General features: G+C 49.0%; 17 protein-coding genes and 1 pseudogene. 15 read left to right on the forward strand and 3 right to left on the reverse strand.

Annotation, left to right across the window (positions count from 1 at the left end; all coding sequences use genetic code 11):
* Positions 1-156 precede the first annotated feature (156 nt).
* Together BQ8005_RS06135 and BQ8005_RS06140 are read right to left on the reverse strand one after the other, a co-directional pair.
* On the reverse strand, positions 157-663 hold the full coding sequence (locus BQ8005_RS06135; protein WP_021847617.1) for an SPOR domain-containing protein: 507 nt from the start codon (positions 661-663) through the stop codon (positions 157-159).
* A 34-nt stretch (positions 664-697) separates the two neighbouring features.
* Positions 698-1,114 carry a lipocalin-like domain-containing protein gene (locus BQ8005_RS06140; protein WP_021847618.1) on the reverse strand — a complete coding sequence of 139 codons (417 nt, stop codon included), beginning with the start codon at positions 1,112-1,114 and terminating at the stop codon, positions 698-700.
* A gap of 183 nt (positions 1,115-1,297) precedes the next feature.
* Here BQ8005_RS06140 and BQ8005_RS06145 point away from each other — a divergent pair, with 183 nt between their 5' ends.
* From BQ8005_RS06145 to BQ8005_RS06155, 3 genes are read left to right on the forward strand one after another with little or no spacing between them, the layout of a single operon-like run.
* A complete protein-coding gene (locus BQ8005_RS06145; protein ID WP_021847619.1) occupies positions 1,298-1,507 on the forward strand; it encodes a YtxH domain-containing protein in 210 nt (69 codons plus the stop codon).
* Positions 1,508-1,543: 36 nt separating this feature from the next.
* On the forward strand, positions 1,544-1,927 hold the full coding sequence (locus BQ8005_RS06150) for a hypothetical protein (protein ID WP_075317445.1): 384 nt from the start codon (positions 1,544-1,546) through the stop codon (positions 1,925-1,927).
* Complete coding sequence (locus BQ8005_RS06155; RefSeq protein ID WP_075317446.1) at positions 1,917-2,168, forward strand: hypothetical protein; 252 nt, start codon at positions 1,917-1,919, stop codon at positions 2,166-2,168. Before BQ8005_RS06150 ends, BQ8005_RS06155 begins: the two co-directional genes overlap by 11 nt.
* Positions 2,169-2,227: 59 nt before the next feature.
* Here BQ8005_RS06155 and BQ8005_RS06160 read toward each other — a convergent pair whose 3' ends face one another.
* Positions 2,228-3,199, reverse strand: a complete 972-nt coding sequence (locus tag BQ8005_RS06160) for a type I phosphomannose isomerase catalytic subunit (RefSeq protein ID WP_021847622.1) — start codon at positions 3,197-3,199, stop codon at positions 2,228-2,230.
* 231 nt (positions 3,200-3,430) lie between these two features.
* Here BQ8005_RS06160 and BQ8005_RS06165 point away from each other — a divergent pair, with 231 nt between their 5' ends.
* The 12 genes and pseudogenes from BQ8005_RS06165 (at position 3,431) to BQ8005_RS06215 (ending at position 15,030) form a co-directional block, all read left to right on the forward strand.
* A complete protein-coding gene (locus BQ8005_RS06165) occupies positions 3,431-4,531 on the forward strand; it encodes an aldose epimerase family protein (RefSeq protein ID WP_075317447.1) in 1,101 nt (366 codons plus the stop codon).
* A 40-nt stretch (positions 4,532-4,571) separates the two neighbouring features.
* Complete coding sequence (locus BQ8005_RS06170; protein WP_021847624.1) at positions 4,572-5,879, forward strand: MFS transporter; 1,308 nt, start codon at positions 4,572-4,574, stop codon at positions 5,877-5,879.
* A gap of 65 nt (positions 5,880-5,944) precedes the next feature.
* Positions 5,945-7,099, forward strand: coding sequence for a galactokinase (gene galK, locus BQ8005_RS06175; RefSeq protein ID WP_075317448.1), 1,155 nt, complete (start codon positions 5,945-5,947; stop codon positions 7,097-7,099).
* Positions 7,100-7,275: 176 nt separating this feature from the next.
* Positions 7,276-9,285, forward strand: a complete 2,010-nt coding sequence (locus BQ8005_RS06180) for a transketolase family protein (RefSeq protein ID WP_075317449.1) — start codon at positions 7,276-7,278, stop codon at positions 9,283-9,285.
* Positions 9,286-9,291: 6 nt separating this feature from the next.
* Positions 9,292-9,729: a ribose 5-phosphate isomerase B gene (rpiB, locus tag BQ8005_RS06185; RefSeq protein ID WP_021847627.1), complete on the forward strand. Its 438-nt coding sequence runs from the start codon at positions 9,292-9,294 to the stop codon at positions 9,727-9,729.
* 544 nt (positions 9,730-10,273) lie between these two features.
* A pseudogene (locus tag BQ8005_RS06190) lies at positions 10,274-11,714 on the forward strand (glycoside hydrolase family 28 protein).
* Positions 11,715-11,876: 162 nt separating this feature from the next.
* The gene (locus BQ8005_RS06195; protein WP_021847869.1) at positions 11,877-12,152 is read left to right on the forward strand and encodes a tetratricopeptide repeat protein; all 276 of its coding nucleotides are present in this window, start codon (positions 11,877-11,879) and stop codon (positions 12,150-12,152) included.
* 23 nt (positions 12,153-12,175) lie between these two features.
* Positions 12,176-12,403 carry a 4Fe-4S dicluster domain-containing protein gene (locus BQ8005_RS06200; RefSeq protein ID WP_021847870.1) on the forward strand — a complete coding sequence of 76 codons (228 nt, stop codon included), beginning with the start codon at positions 12,176-12,178 and terminating at the stop codon, positions 12,401-12,403.
* Positions 12,404-12,420: 17 nt separating this feature from the next.
* A complete protein-coding gene (locus BQ8005_RS06205; protein ID WP_075317450.1) occupies positions 12,421-13,509 on the forward strand; it encodes a 3-methyl-2-oxobutanoate dehydrogenase subunit VorB in 1,089 nt (362 codons plus the stop codon).
* 12 nt (positions 13,510-13,521) lie between these two features.
* Positions 13,522-13,692, forward strand: a complete 171-nt coding sequence (locus BQ8005_RS17510; RefSeq protein ID WP_021847872.1) for a hypothetical protein — start codon at positions 13,522-13,524, stop codon at positions 13,690-13,692.
* Between the two features lie 12 nt (positions 13,693-13,704).
* The gene (locus BQ8005_RS06210; RefSeq protein ID WP_075317451.1) at positions 13,705-14,466 is read left to right on the forward strand and encodes a thiamine pyrophosphate-dependent enzyme; all 762 of its coding nucleotides are present in this window, start codon (positions 13,705-13,707) and stop codon (positions 14,464-14,466) included.
* 21 nt (positions 14,467-14,487) lie between these two features.
* Positions 14,488-15,030 (forward strand): 2-oxoacid:acceptor oxidoreductase family protein, encoded by a 543-nt coding sequence (locus tag BQ8005_RS06215; protein ID WP_021847874.1) that lies wholly within the window; start codon positions 14,488-14,490, stop codon positions 15,028-15,030.
* Positions 15,031-15,083: the final 53 nt, after the last annotated feature.

Raw genomic sequence — 15,083 nt, forward strand, 5'->3', positions numbered from 1 at the left:
GTAGAAACTTTTCTACTCGAAAAAGTTTTCCATTCTACTTTATAACTTCTTTTAAACCAAATTTACGTTCACAAGAATAAAAAAGGCAGCCGCCCTATAGCGTGCCGCCTTTATATTCACATGAAACAAAACAATCGTTCATTTCTAATCCAGCCATCAATTGATGCGATAAAGCAACCAAGCACCTTGAAAATCGTTACGATTAGGATACTTTGCTTTGAAGGCATCACGAGCGGCAGCTGCAGAATCTCTGTCGTGATATGTAGCCACAATCACACGATACATAGAATTATCTGCATTGAAAGCAACAGAAGCACTATATCCTTCTTTATCCAAGAAAGCTTTCAAATTTTCTGCATTGGCTTTCACTGAAAAACTACCTGCTACGACATTGTAATCTTTCAAGCCTGTACCAGACACAACCGTCACCTTTTCCTGACGTACACCAACTTGAGTACTTTCAACTACCTTTGGAGCTTCAACAGGTGCACTAACGACAGGACTCTCTTCAACTGTAGCTGTTTCTGTCGGTTGCGGAGCTTCTGCCAACTCTTGTTTCTTCGCATTTTCATATGCCTTTTTGTAAGCACTTTCGTTCGACTTACAAGAAGAGAATGCCAGTGCTACACAGACACCCATTCCTAATACTGCTAATTTTTTCATTTTCTTTATCATTTAAGTTTTTAAATAAGTTCGTTCAATAATTACGAAAAACGTATATCGTATCGTTATAGTTCAAACGTATCTTCTTGGAGGTCAATTCATCCACTTTAAATGTACGGACACCGCCTTCCCATCCAAACCATTTCTTGTAGGTAGGATCGTCAACAGCAGGTTCCCATAAAGTAATAGTAATCTTATCATCCTCCTCCTTATAATAACCATACATAGAACGATAATTACCATCTTCGCCCATATAATAACTCAGGAAAGAGCCTTTCTGAAAGCCATAAAAGACACTGTCAACCTTTTCAACACTTCCATCAGGATACTGATATTCACGCAATTGCCATTTCCCTACCCAAGGAGAATCTCCACCATTCATGCAAGAAAGGCAACAGACCATCATGACAATCAATAGCAAGACGTTCATGCCTCTAACCAAAGCTCTCATATCTACACCTTAAAATTTAGGAGACAAAAGTACACCTAAGCAATTATCTGACGCCACACAAGACCGTTAAATTTCCCTAAATCGGAGAATATAAGTAGAAATCCTGAAAAAAACATCACCGAAAGAGATGGATATTAGAAGATATTGGCTAGTTTTGCAAGTAAACCATAAAAAATAAATATTATGAAAGGATTAAATGTATTAGCCGCTTTTTTAGGTGGAGCCGCTGTCGGCGCAACCTTAGGTATTCTTTTTGCCCCTGAAAAAGGAGAAGATACTCGTGCAAAAATCGCAGACATCCTGCGCAAGAAAGGCATTCGACTCAGCCGAAACGAAATGGAAAATTTGGTAGACGAAATCGCTGCAGAAATCAAAAATGAAGCAGACGAATAAACAGCCAAAGTAAAAACCGTATAAAACAGAGCTACCATGTTCCCCAATGATAAAAGCATAGAAACATTACAACAGCTTTTCATTGAAGTCAAAAAATATCTAGCACTTCAGAAAAGATATACCCAACTAGAGATAGCAGAAAAACTAACAATTCTGCTATCTACTTTAATTTTGGTGCTGATTATCATTATCCTTAGCATGGTAGCCCTGTTTTATCTATCTTTCACACTAGCCTATCTGCTAGCCCATCTAGTTGGAAGTATCGTAACAAGTTTTGCTCTAATTACATGCGTCATCCTCATTCTGATAGCAGCTGTTTACCTTTTGCGCAAAAAACTCATCATCAACCCAATGGCCAAATTTATCGCAAACTTGTTTATTGAAGGCCCTGTAAAAAAAGACGAGCAATATGGACAATAACAAACTACAAATAACCACATTGGATGACATCCGGGTCCTGAGGAAACAAGCTTTAGTAGATGTACAGCAACAAAAGAAAGCCCTTGGTACCACTGCCCGAAAACTGATTGCCCCTCTTGCACCTACAGTAAACAAAGGGAACTCTATCATGAAAGCTTTCAATACAGGAATGGCCCTATTCGATGGCTTCATGTTGGGCATAAAATTAATTCGAAAATTTCACAGAGCCATTAGAAAATAAAAAAACAGCGCTACATTCATTGAAATGCAGCGCTATCTTCATCACAAAACAGTGTTTTATCAAACGTAAGCTTCTAATAGCTTCACCTTTCCTTCAGGAATGATATTGACCGATTGGGTTGTAGCAGGGAACAATACCGTTTCACCCGCACGTAAAGTGATCTCATTTTGAGCATCGTCCACCATACGGCACTCTCCTTCAATGCAGACAAATATTACAAAAGAATCCAACTCTGAATAGTCACATGTAATATCCTCCGTCATATCGTATAAAGAAACAGAGAAATAGGGGGTAGTCAATATTTCTACAGGTTCATTAGGCACAGCCTCATACTCCGTTCTAAAATCATCTTGTACATCTGAGAAATTGATGGCATCCATCGCTTGGCCGATATGCAACTCACGAAGCTTTCCATCCTTATCTCTACGATTATAATCGTAAATACGATATGTCACATCAGACGACTGCTGCACTTCTACCACAAAGGCACCTGCCCCAATACCATGTACACGGCCAGCAGGTACATAGAACACATCACCCGGCCGAATAACACATGTCTGAAGTACCTCGTCAAATGTACCATTATGTACACGTTCTTTATATTCTTTTGGAGTGATCTGCTTGGAGAAACCCGATATCAAAGTGGCTCCTTCATCGGCAGAAACCACATACCACATTTCATTTTTACCAAAACTGTTATGACGTTTTTTGGCCAACTCATCGCCTGGATGAACTTGAATAGACAATTTTTGCCGCGCATCAATAAACTTAACCAGCAGAGGGAATTGATTGCCAAAACGTGCATAATTCGACTCACCAACCAATTCTTCCCGATACTTACGTACCATTTCGGGCAACGTTAGCCCTTTGTCTGCGCCATTAGCCACAACAGATTCGCTGCCTTCTACAGCTGATACTTCCCAACTTTCACCCACATTGGGCAAGTTTTCATTCAAATGTTTAAAAGGGATAATCTTATCGCCTCCCCAAAGCGTCTGCTTCAAGACAGGCTCAAATTTCAGAGGGTACATCAAATGTTCTATTAAATATTTTTCAAAATAGTATAAATTGTTTTTCTTCTTTAGTATCAATTTCCCTGCCAAGCCAGCAAGTTCTTCTACATCTTCTTCAAGACTTCAACTCACAAATTGTCTTGACCAAAGCTTGAATATGGCGACAAACATACAAAAAATTATTTGTTATTGCTTGGGAGAACAAAAGAAAATCTGTTTATTTGCAAGAAATTTAATGAATACCATGATATGACAGCATCTAATATTTATGAAAGTAACCGTTCCTGTTTGGACAGGAAAAACTTTCAAAAAGAAATAGGCGGCAAAAAGACCGACCTTTACATTCTGAGAAACAGCCAAGGAATGGAAGTAACAGTGACGAACTACGGATGTGCAATCCTTTCCATTATGGTGCCCGACAAGGCTGGAGAGTATGCCAACGTAATCCTAGGGCATGATAGCATAGACCACGTCATTAACAGCCCCGAACCATTTCTTAATACGACAATCGGACGATATGGCAATCGAATAGCCAAAGGACATTTCACCCTCTACGGTGAAGAGCATCAGCTTGCTATCAACAACGGCCCTAATTCTTTGCACGGCGGACCGACTGGTTTCCATACCAAAGTATGGGATGCCGTACAACCCAATCCGACAACCGTGATTTTCAACTACACATCAGCCGATGGAGAAGAAGGTTTCCCCGGCAATTTGGAGGTTGAAATGACCTATCGCCTTGAAGAAGACATTAACGCGCTGGTGATCGAATATCGCGCAACAACCGATAAAGCGACTGTTGTCAACCTGACGAACCATGGTTTTTTCAACCTGTCAGGAATTGCTTCACCAACTCCTACCGTGCTAAATCATTCTATCAGTATCAATGCAAATTTCTACGTTCCTATTGATGAAGTCTCTATCCCAACTGGAGAAATACTGAAAGTGGAAGGCACTCCTATGGATTTCCGTACGCCACACACCATTGGTGAACGAATAGATGAACCATTCCAACAACTGATCAACGGAGCCGGATACGACCATTGCTATGTACTGAATAAGACAGAAGCAGGAGAATTGAGCCAAGCTGCTACATACACCGACCCAGCCAGTGGACGCATGATGGAAGTATTTACTACAGAAAACGGCATCCAACTATACACTGGTAACTGGCTTAACGGATTTACAGGAGCACATGGCGCTACCTATCCAGCCAGAAGTGCTGTATGCTTCGAAGCCCAATGTTTTCCTGACACTCCTAACAAACCTCACTTTCCGTCGGCAGTCCTACTTCCAGGCGATGAGTACCAGCAAGTAACTATCTACAAATTTAGCGTTACAGAACAATAATTAACACAATTAATAATCTCTTTTATAAAAAGAAAAAACCATGACACAACAAAAGAATGGTAACATTATCGCCATCATAACCATGATTTTCCTTTTTGGTATGATTGCATTCGTTACGAATCTCGCTGCCCCAATGGGGATTGTATTGAAAAATCAATTTTCAGTTTCCAACGCACTTGGTATGTTAGGGAACTTGGGAAACTTCATTGCTTATGCCGTAATGGGTATTCCCAGTGGTATTTTATTAACCAAAGTCGGATACAAAAAGACAGCCCTTATCGCTGTAGCCATTGGATTCATTGGTGTAGGAGTACAGTATCTTTCAGGCCACGCCAGTCCTTCATCAGCTTTTGCTGTATATCTGTGCGGTGCTTTTATCTCAGGTTTTTCCATGTGTCTGCTCAATACTGTGGTCAACCCAATGTTGAACAAGCTAGGTGGTGAAGGCAACAAAGGTAACCAGCTGATCCAAGTAGGTGGTTCGTTTAACTCCGTAATGGCTACCATTACCCCGATGTTTGTAGGTATCCTTATTGCAGGCTCTGTTGAGAAAGCTACCATTTCACAAATTTTCCCTGTGATGTATACTGCCATGGCCGTATTTGCCTTTGCTTTTTTCGTGCTTTTGTTTGTCAACATCCCCGAACCCAGCCAAACCAAATCATCAGAATCTATCGGTACATTAATGAAGGGTGCATTGAAATTCCGCCACTTTGTATTGGGTGCCATTGCAATCTTTGTTTATGTAGGTGTTGAAGTAGGCGTACCAGGAACATTGAACCTCTTCCTGACCGACCCTATCGAGAAGGGTGGTGCAGGAATTTCGTCCACGATTTCTGGTTTTGTAGTAGGAACATATTGGTTGCTGATGCTGGTAGGCCGTCTGGCTGGTGCATCATTAGGAGCCAGAATCTCAAGCCGTACAATGATGATTTTCACCTCCGGTTTAGGCCTAATTCTAGTATTACTGGCCATTTTCTCTTCGACCAGCACATTGGTCAATCTGCCCGTATTGCAACAGAGTGCTACAGGAGGCTTGTCTTTCGGAATGGCTGAAGTGCCCGTCAACGCCATGTATCTGGTATTAGTAGGTATCTGTACTTCTATCATGTGGGGTGGCATCTTCAATTTGGCCGTTGAAGGCTTAGGCAAATACTTGGCAGCGGCCTCTGGCTTATTTATGGTATTGGTATGCGGCGGTGGCATTCTTCCTGTTATTCAGGGATGGTTGGCCGACGTTGCCGGATTTATGAACAGCTACTGGGTCATCATTATCGCACTGGCCTATCTGCTCTATTATGGTCTTGTAGGTTGCAAAAACGTCAACAAGGATATCCCTGTTGATTAAGCAGACATTAAAAAGGAAAAGATTACAGGTAATTTTTATTATTCACCTAATAAATTATAAGTATCATGGATATAGAACACGTAAGAAGTCGTTTCATCAAACATTTTGACGGAACAACAGGAGCTGTATATGCATCTCCGGGTCGTATCAACCTTATTGGTGAACACACCGACTATAACGGTGGATTTGTATTCCCCGGAGCCATTGACAAAGGCATGATAGCCGAAATCAAACCAAACGGAACCAACATTGTAAAGGCCTATTCCATCGACCTGAAGGACTATGTAGAATTCGGCCTTAATGAAGAAGATGCTCCTCGCGCCAGCTGGGCTCGTTATATCTTCGGTGTATGCCGCGAAATGATCAAACGTGGTGTAGAAGTAAAGGGATTCAATACAGCTTTCGCAGGCGATGTTCCCCTTGGTGCCGGAATGTCTTCTTCTGCAGCTTTAGAAAGTACGTATGCATATGCACTGAACGATCTTTTCGGCGATAACAAGATTGATAAATTCGAACTCGCTAAGGTTGGCCAAGCTACTGAACATAATTATTGCGGCGTAAACTGCGGCATCATGGACCAGTTTGCTTCCGTATTCGGCAAGAAAGGAAGCCTCATCCGTTTGGATTGCCGTTCGCTGGAATACCAGTATTTCCCATTCGACCCGAAAGGATATCGCCTCGTATTGGTTGACTCCGTTGTAAAACACGAATTGGCATCCTCGGCTTACAACAAACGCCGCCAAAGCTGCGAAGCTGTTGTAGCAGCTGTACAGAAGAATCATCCACACGTAGAGTACCTGCGCGACTGCAACATGGAAATGCTGAACGAAGTGAAAGCTGACGTAACAGAAGAAGACTACAAACGTGCAGAATATGTCATCGAAGAAATCCAACGCGTACTTGATGTTTGCGATGCTTTGGAGAAAGGCGACTATGAAACTGTAGGTCAGAAGATGTACGAAACGCATCACGGCATGAGCAAGCTGTACGAAGTGAGCTGCGAAGAATTGGACTTCCTAAACGATCTTGCTTTCGATTGCGGTGTGACAGGTTCACGCGTAATGGGCGGCGGTTTCGGTGGATGTACTATCAATCTGGTGAAGGACGAACTGTACAGCACTTTTATTGAAAAAGCAAAAGAAGAATTTAAGAACAAGTTCGGCAGAAGCCCCAAGATCTATGATGTAGTCATCAGCGACGGCGCACGCCGATTGGAATAACCAGATTTCATCACGCATAAGTATCTGATCCCCTTCCCCACGCTAATGTCTGGAGAAGGGGATTTTCCATATTTACATCCCACATAGTAAAAAAGACAGGCAGGAACGATGGATATTCACACATAAAAGCCTATCTTTGTCCGTACGAAAAAGATAATCCTTTAAACTGTTTAAACATGAACGACAACAAGCTAATGAACCGCGCGGCAGACAATATCCGCATCCTTGCCGCCTCGATGGTTGAGAAAGCCAAGTCCGGACATCCCGGCGGCGCAATGGGCGGTGCCGACTTTGTGAACGTATTGTTTTCCGAATTTCTGATATACGATCCCGAAAAACCCGCATGGGAAGGACGCGACCGCTTCTTCCTCGATCCAGGGCATATGTCGCCCATGCTCTACTCGCAACTGGCCTTGACGGGCAAGTTTACAATCGACGAACTGAAAGAATTCCGCCAATGGGGAAGCCCTACACCGGGACACCCTGAACGCGACGTTATGCGCGGCATCGAAAACACATCAGGCCCGCTGGGACAGGGACACACGTTTGCCGTAGGAGCTGCCATCGCAGCCAAATTCCTGAAAGCACGCTTCGGCGAGGTAATGAATCAGACAATTTATGCCTACATCTCCGACGGTGGTGTACAGGAAGAAATCTCGCAGGGTAGCGGACGCATCGCCGGAACGCTGGGACTGGACAACCTCATTATGTTCTACGACGCCAATGACATCCAGCTGTCTACCACAACTAAAGAAGTAACCACGGAAGATACTGCCAAAAAATACGAAGCCTGGGGATGGAAAGTCATCTGCATTGACGGAAACAACCCTGACGAAATCCGCAAGGCACTAATTGAAGCAAAAGCTGAGAACGAACGCCCCACCCTCATCATCGGGCACACCGTCATGGGCAAAGGAGCCCGCAAGGCCGACGGAAGCAGCTACGAAGCTAACTGTGCTACCCACGGCGCTCCCCTCGGCGGCGATGCTTACGTAAACACCATCAAGAACCTGGGCGGTGATCCTGAAAATCCATTTGTCATCTTTCCCGAAGTAGCCGAGCTCTATGCACGCCGCACCGAAGAGCTACGTAAGATCGTAGCCGAGCGCCACGCAGCCCAAGCCGAATGGGCCAAAGCTAATCCCGAGCTGGCCGCCAAACTGGAGCAATTCTTCGCAGGCAAAGCGCCGCAAGTAGACTGGGCCGCCATCACCCAAAAGCCTGACGCTGCCACGCGCGCTGCATCGGCTACCGTGCTGAGTGCACTGGCCACACAGGTAGAAAACATGGTTGTAGCTTCCGCCGACCTCTCCAACTCCGACAAGACCGACGGCTTCCTGAAGAAAACCCACGCCTTCCAAAAAGGCGACTTCAGCGGCGCCTTCTTCCAAGCAGGTGTATCCGAACTGACGATGGCCTGCTGCTGCATCGGCATGGCCCTGCACGGCGGCGTCATCCCCGCATGCGGTACGTTCTTCGTCTTCTCCGACTATATGAAACCTGCCGTGCGCATGGCTGCCCTGATGGAAGTGCCCATCAAATTCATTTGGACACACGACGCCTTCCGCGTAGGTGAAGACGGGCCGACGCACGAACCCGTAGAACAGGAAGCTCAGATCCGCCTGATGGAAAAACTGAAAAACCACAAGGGACACAACTCCATGCTGGTGCTCCGTCCCGCTGATGTCGAAGAGACCACCGAGGCCTGGCGACTGGCCATGGAGAATACCGCCACGCCGACGGCACTCATCCTCTCGCGCCAGAACATCGCGAACCTGCCCGCCGGAAACGACTACACGCAGACGGCACGCGGCGCCTACATCGTGGCCGGCTCCGACGCCGACGCCGACGTGGTGCTCGTAGCCTCCGGTTCCGAAGTCTCCACCCTCGTGGCCGGTGCCGAGCTGCTCCGCCGCGACGGCGTGAAGGTGCGCATCGTCTCCGCACCCTCCGAAGGTCTCTTCCGCAGCCAGGACAAAGAATATCAGGAGAACATCATCCCCGCCGGAGCCAAAGTCTTCGGTCTGACAGCCGGCCTGCCCGTCACCCTAGAAGGCCTCGTGGGAGCCAACGGAAAAGTCTGGGGCCTGCCCTCGTTCGGCTACTCCGCCCCCTACAAAGTGCTCGACGAGAAACTGGGCTTCACCGCCGACAACGTTTACAAACAAGTGAAAGAAATGATCTGAAACGACATGAAGACAATAGGTTTAGCATCCGACCACGCAGGCTTCGAGCTGAAGCAGTACGTCAAGCAATGGCTCGACGCACGCGGCTGGTCCTACAAGGACTTCGGCACCTACACCGCCGAAAGCTGCGACTATCCCGACTTTGCCCACCCCCTGGCCCTGGCCGTCGAGGCGGGCGAATGCTACCCCGGCATCGCCATCTGCGGCAGCGGCGAAGGCATCGGCATCACCCTGAACAAGCATCAGGGCATCCGGGCCGCCCTTTGCTGGATACCCGAGATTGCCCATCTGGCACGCCAGCACAACGACGCCAACGTGCTCGTCATGCCCGGCCGCTTCATCACCTGCGAGGAAGCCGACCGTATCATGACCGAGTTCTTCGCCACCGACTTCGAAGGCGGACGCCATCAGCGGCGGATTGACAAAATCCCGGTAAAAGGCTGACGGAAGATTTCCGAATTCAGATTTCTGATTTCAAACAAGACCTGCGCGGACCGACGCACGGAGAAAACCGATGTTCCCCACCGGTGCTCCCGCGTCCGTCCGCGCTTCTTTTTCGTCCGACGGAAACGCCCCGCCGCAAAACGGGAAAACGCCCTGCACGCTGCAGGAAGCTTTCGCTGTTCGCGATTCCGTCCTGCACGCTGCGGGAAGCTTTCGCAGTTCGCGATTCCGCCCTGCACGCTGCGGGAAGCTTTCGCAGTTCGCGATTCCGTCCTGCACGCTGCAGGAAGCTTTCGCAGTTCGCGATTCCGTCCTGCACGCTGCAGGAAGCTTTCGCAGTTCGCGATTCCGCCCTGCACGCTGCAGGAAGCTTTCGCAGTTCGCGATTCCGCCCTGCACGCTGCGGGAAGCTTTCCAGCTCCGGGAAAAGCACCGCGGCAAACGGTTTGTCAAAAACTGCACCCTTTCCGTCAAAAAATCGCCCTGCGCATCGGCCGCGGATGCCTATCTTTGCACAGAAACAAACCGTAACATCCGAAAGACCATGAAAAGAAACCTACTCTGCGCCGGCCTGCTGCTCTGCTCCGCCCTTGCAGCCGCCGGACCGGTCGACTTCGACAAAGCCTTCGAAGCCTGCACCGAAATCGAGAAACAAATCGAACGTCCCACCTTCGCCGACCGAAGCTACCTCATCACCGACTTCGGCGCTCGTCCCGGCACGCCCGATGCCCCTTGCCACGAAGCCATCAACCGTGCCATCACGACGTGCAGCCTGGAAGGCGGCGGCACGGTGGTCGTCCCCGCCGACACATTCTACACCGGCCCGCTGACGCTGAAGAGCAACGTCCGCCTGCACGTGTCCGAGGGTGCCGTTCTGCGCTTCTCCACCGACCAAAGCCTCTACTTCCCCGCCGTCCTGACACGCTGGGAAGGCATCGACTGCTACAACGCCCATCCCCTCATCTACGCCTACGGCGAGACGAACATCGCCATCACCGGCAAGGGCGTCATCGACGGCCAGGGATCGATGGACGCGTGGTGGCCCATGTGCGGCGCAGCCAAGTACGGCTGGCAGGAAGCCCATGTGCGGCGCAGCCAAGTACGGCTGGCAGGAAGGCATGACGGCCCAGCGCAACGGCGGCCGCGACCGCCTGCTGATGTACGGCGAGACGTCGGCCCCTGTCTACCGGCGCGTCATGACGCCCGACGACGGTCTGCGCCCGCAGCTCATCAATCTCTACGCCTGCCGCCGGGTGCTCATCGAAGACGTCACGCTGCTCAACTCTCCCTTTTGGGTCATCCATCCCCTGTTCTGCGAAAGCCTGACGGTGAAAGGCGTCCACGTCTACAACCGCGGTCCCAATGGCGACGGCTGCGACCCCGAGTCGTGCAAGAATGTGCTCATCGAAGACTGCACCTTCGACACGGGCGACGACTGCATCGCCATCAAGTCCGGCCGCAATCAGGACGGACGTCGCTGGAACATCCCCAGCGAGAACATCATCGTGCGCAACTGCCTGATGAAGAACGGCCACGGAGGCGTGGTGATAGGCAGCGAAATCTCCGGCGGCTACCGCAACCTCTACGTCGAGAACTGCCGCATGGACAGCCCTGATCTGGATCGCGTCATCCGCATCAAGACCAGCACCTGCCGCGGCGGGGTGATTGAAAACATCTTCGTGCGCAACATCACCGTCGGCCAGTGCCGCGAAGCCGTGCTGCGCATCAACCTGCAATACGAAAACCGCGAACGTTGCCAGCGAGGCTACGACCCCGTCGTACGCAACGTCCACCTGAAAAACGTCACCTGCCAAAAAAGCGAACTGGGCGTACTCATCATCGGCTTGGACGACGACAGCCACGTCAGCAACGTCAGCGTGGAAGACTGCCGCTTCGACAACGTCAGCCGCGGCGGTAACGATATCCGCGGCGCCCATGACGTAACGTTCCGAAATCTCTACATCAACGGACAACTTGTCAAGTAAACATCACCGTTATAGACAGGCTACGCCCGAAGCTCCGACAGAATGACAACATCGTCGGACTTCGGGCGTCTTTTTTTCCATCAGTTTTTTACATTTTTATGTCCGAAGATGCAACATGTCCGAGATAAAAAGCTATCTTTGTACGTCCAAAAGCGATTGAATATGGAGAAACTAGATACCATAAAAGAACTCATCAGCCGGGGAGAAACGGAACTAGCCATCAAAGAACTGGACCTCTTCCTTCAGACCTCTGCTGAACACCGGGACCAAGCCTACTACCTCTGCGGAAATGCCTGGCGCAAACAGGGAAACTGGCAGCAGGCGCTGAACAACTACCGTCGCGCGATGGACATCAATCCCGACAGTCCCGCCAAAAACGCCTACGCGATGGTGATGGACATCCTGAACTTCTACAACAAAGACATGTATAATCAATAATAAAACCAAGAGGAACGTATATTATGGCAAAAATCAAAGGAGCAATCGTAGTGGACACCGAGCGCTGCAAAGGATGCAACCTCTGTGTCGTGGCCTGTCCCCTCCACGTGATAGCCCTCACCAAGGAGGTGAATATCAAAGGATATAATTACGCACACCAGATACTGGAGGATACCTGCAACGGCTGCGCATCCTGCGCCACCGTCTGCCCCGACGGCTGTATCTCGGTCTATAAAGTCAAAGTCGAATAAGAAAACAAGTAAGCAATATGGCAGAAGAAGTAGTATTAATGAAAGGTAACGAAGCCATCGCCCACGCCGCCATCCGCTGCGGAGCCGACGGATACTTCGGTTACCCGATTACTCCCCAATCGGAAGTATTGGAAACTCTGGCCGAGCTGAAGCCTTGGGAAACCACCGGCATGGTGGTGCTGCAGGCCGAAAGCGAAGTGGCCGCAATCAATATGGTGTACGGCGGTGCCGGAAGCGGAAAGATGGTGATGACCTCTTCGTCCAGCCCCGGTGTCAGCCTGAAACAGGAAGGCATCTCCTATCTGGCCGGTGCTGAACTGCCCTGCCTCATCGTGAACGTCATGCGCGGAGGTCCCGGCTTGGGAACCATCCAACCCAGCCAGGCCGACTATTTCCAAACCGTAAAAGGTGGCGGACACGGTGACTACCGCCTCATCGCCTTGGCTCCGGCCTCTGTACAGGAAATGGCCGACTTCGTTGGCCTTGCCTTCGAACTGGCCTTCAAATACCGCAATCCGGCCATCATCCTGGCCGACGGCGTCATCGGACAGATGATGGAGAAAGTGGTGCTCCCGCCCGCCAAACCGCGCCGCACCGACGCAGAAGTCATCGCCCAATGCCCTTGGGCCACTACCGGCAAGGCAAAAGGACGCAAGCCCAACATCATCACCTCGCTCGAACTGAAGCCCGAAGAAATGGAGAAGAACAACATCCGCTTCCAAGCAAAATACCGCCAGATAGAGGAGAACGAAGTTCGTTTCGAAGAAATCAACTGCAAAGACGCCGACTATCTCATCGTAGCCTTCGGCTCCATGGCCCGTATCGGACAGAAAGCAATGGAACTGGCCCGCGAAGAAGGCATCAAGGTCGGCATCCTGCGTCCTATCACCCTTTGGCCCTTCCCAACCAAAGCTATTGCTGCATACGCAGAAAAAGTGAAAGGTATGCTGGTGACTGAATTGAACGCTGGACAGATGATCGAAGATGTCCGTCTGGCCGTCAACGGCAAGGTACGTGTCGAACACTTCGGCCGTCTAGGAGGTATCGTCCCCGATCCCGACGAAATCGTGGCTGCCCTGAAAGAAAAGATTATCATCAATGAATAATGTATTCGACTGATGGAAACGGATAAAATAAGAAACGTACTGAACATCATCTTCCTCGTGCTGGCCGTAGCCGCCGTCGCCACCTATTTTCTAGTGGACGACTTCATGACCTTTGTCTACGTCTGTGCGGCCGCCATCTTCTTCAAGGTGATGGAGTTCTTCATACGATTTAGCAACAGATAAGGAGGAGCAATTATGACAAAAGAAGATATCATCAAACCCGAAAACCTGGTTTACAAAAAACCGACGCTGATGAACGACAACCCGATGCACTACTGTCCGGGATGCAGCCACGGCGTGGTACACAAGCTCATTGCCGAAGTCATCGAAGAAATGGGCATGGAAGACAAAGCTATCGGCATCTCGCCCGTAGGCTGCGCCGTCTTCATCTACAACTATCTGGACATCGATTGGCAGGAAGCCGCCCACGGACGTGCACCCGCTTTGGCTACCGCCATCAAGCGCCTTTGGCCGGACCGCCTTGTCTTCACCTATCAGGGCGACGGTGACTTGGCCTGCATCGGTACGGCGGAAACCATCCATGCTTTGAACCGTGGTGAAAATATCACTATTATTTTCATCAACAATGCCATTTATGGAATGACCGGCGGACAAATGGCCCCCACCACACTGGTAGGCATGAAGACCGCCACTTGTCCTTACGGCCGCGATGTACATTTGCATGGTTACCCATTAAAGATGGCCGACATTGCTGCACAACTAGAAGGTACTGCCTATGTCACCCGGCAAAGCGTACAATCTGTTCCTGCCATCCGCAAGGCCAAGAAAGCCATCCGTAAAGCCTTCGAGAACTCTATGGCAGGCAAAGGCAGCAATCTGGTAGAAATTGTTTCCACTTGTAATTCAGGCTGGAAAATGACACCCGCTGCAGCCAACAAATGGATGGAAGAAAACATGTTCCCCTTCTATCCCCTTGGCGATTTAAAAGATAAATAACCTCTAAGCACATTTATTCTTATGAAAGAAGAAATCATTATAGCAGGCTTCGGCGGACAAGGCGTACTGTCCATGGGAAAGATTCTGGCCTATTCCGGACTGATGGAGGGCAAGGAAGTCACTTGGATGCCCGCCTATGGTCCCGAACAACGAGGCGGTACGGCCAATGTGACTGTCATCGTCAGCGATGAAAAAATATCATCTCCTATCCTCAGTAAGTACGATGCTGCCATCATTCTCAACCAGCCTTCGCTGGAGAAATTTGAAAGCAAAGTAAAACCTGGTGGCGTACTCATCTATGACGGTTATGGTATCATCAATCCACCCACACGTAAAGACATTCACGTCTATCGTATCGATGCCATGGATGCAGCTAACGAGATGAACAATGCTAAGGCATTCAACATGATCGTATTGGGCGGCCTCCTCAAAATCAAACCCATGGTTACATTGGAGAATGTTATCAAAGGACTGAAAAAAACACTGCCAGAACGCCATCATCACTTGATTCCGATGAATGAGGAAGCTATCAAGAGGGGAATGGAACTGATTAAAGAAGTCTAAGATTACCAAGCACGGACGGTACAGAATTGAAAGACATCCCAATTCTGTCACCG

Source organism: Bacteroides togonis (assembly GCF_900130135.1).
GTDB classification, from domain to species: domain Bacteria; phylum Bacteroidota; class Bacteroidia; order Bacteroidales; family Bacteroidaceae; genus Bacteroides; species Bacteroides pullorum.

Coding starts and splice junctions, on each gene's coding strand:
- BQ8005_RS06155 (WP_075317446.1), top strand. CDS start 1,917: ATGGACAATAACAAACTACAAATAACCACATTGGATGACATCCGGGTC.
- BQ8005_RS06215 (WP_021847874.1), top strand. CDS start 14,488: ATGAAAGAAGAAATCATTATAGCAGGCTTCGGCGGACAAGGCGTACTG.
- BQ8005_RS06170 (WP_021847624.1), top strand. CDS start 4,572: ATGACACAACAAAAGAATGGTAACATTATCGCCATCATAACCATGATT.
- BQ8005_RS06210 (WP_075317451.1), top strand. CDS start 13,705: ATGACAAAAGAAGATATCATCAAACCCGAAAACCTGGTTTACAAAAAA.
- BQ8005_RS06140 (WP_021847618.1), bottom strand. CDS start 1,114: ATGAGAGCTTTGGTTAGAGGCATGAACGTCTTGCTATTGATTGTCATG.
- rpiB (WP_021847627.1), top strand. CDS start 9,292: ATGAAGACAATAGGTTTAGCATCCGACCACGCAGGCTTCGAGCTGAAG.
- BQ8005_RS17510 (WP_021847872.1), top strand. CDS start 13,522: ATGGAAACGGATAAAATAAGAAACGTACTGAACATCATCTTCCTCGTG.
- BQ8005_RS06205 (WP_075317450.1), top strand. CDS start 12,421: ATGGCAGAAGAAGTAGTATTAATGAAAGGTAACGAAGCCATCGCCCAC.
- BQ8005_RS06165 (WP_075317447.1), top strand. CDS start 3,431: ATGACAGCATCTAATATTTATGAAAGTAACCGTTCCTGTTTGGACAGG.
- BQ8005_RS06200 (WP_021847870.1), top strand. CDS start 12,176: ATGGCAAAAATCAAAGGAGCAATCGTAGTGGACACCGAGCGCTGCAAA.
- BQ8005_RS06145 (WP_021847619.1), top strand. CDS start 1,298: ATGAAAGGATTAAATGTATTAGCCGCTTTTTTAGGTGGAGCCGCTGTC.
- BQ8005_RS06135 (WP_021847617.1), bottom strand. CDS start 663: ATGAAAAAATTAGCAGTATTAGGAATGGGTGTCTGTGTAGCACTGGCA.
- BQ8005_RS06195 (WP_021847869.1), top strand. CDS start 11,877: ATGGAGAAACTAGATACCATAAAAGAACTCATCAGCCGGGGAGAAACG.
- BQ8005_RS06180 (WP_075317449.1), top strand. CDS start 7,276: ATGAACGACAACAAGCTAATGAACCGCGCGGCAGACAATATCCGCATC.
- BQ8005_RS06150 (WP_075317445.1), top strand. CDS start 1,544: ATGTTCCCCAATGATAAAAGCATAGAAACATTACAACAGCTTTTCATT.
- BQ8005_RS06160 (WP_021847622.1), bottom strand. CDS start 3,199: ATGTACCCTCTGAAATTTGAGCCTGTCTTGAAGCAGACGCTTTGGGGA.
- galK (WP_075317448.1), top strand. CDS start 5,945: ATGGATATAGAACACGTAAGAAGTCGTTTCATCAAACATTTTGACGGA.